At 42.6% G+C, this 531-nt stretch carries 1 pseudogene; it reads right to left on the bottom strand.

Annotation, left to right across the window (positions count from 1 at the left end):
• Nucleotides 1-531, bottom strand: a pseudogene (locus RTW80_RS27065) (peptidase S74); the annotation flags it as partial.

Here is a 531-nt window from a genome sequence, read left to right as displayed (position 1 = left end):
GCTATACCCAGGTATTTTTGATCAACATCATCAACCTTAAACCCAATGGATAAGTTTTTAATTGTGTTGTTGCGCGTTAAAACCAAAGGCGTATGCTGTGATCCTTTGATATTTACCGTGGTATCATCGGAGTTAGTGCTTGTGTTTGCAAATTCTGCGGTGGCTCCATTGATTTTTCTCGTTACTTTTAGATTAAGGGCTTCTACCATCCCGTCGTGACGAACAATAAAATCACCACTTGATTGACCTTTTGCGTTTTTAGCCCTGATGTGAACTTCGCCAAGCGTATCAGTATTTGTAGGCGCAAAAATAACGCCGCGTTCCGACTGATCCTCATTTTGGAACCATACATGGGCGGTTCCACTTTTTGAACGCAGGTATAGTGAAGGTGTTGCTTTAGTGATCGACAGATCACCTGACATAATATCGCCGGTTTTTTTTACCTGCGCATCGTTCGTTACATTGCTAAGTCCAACATCCGATTTCGACGGCTTGTTTACCTGGTCGTAAATCCTTACAACGTTGCCTTCA

Source organism: Escherichia sp. AM3, from assembly GCF_032029835.1.
Lineage (GTDB): Bacteria > Pseudomonadota > Gammaproteobacteria > Enterobacterales > Enterobacteriaceae > Escherichia > Escherichia coli.
Note: the sequence above shows the minus strand (reverse complement) of the source record. Positions and strands in the feature narration are given on the sequence as shown.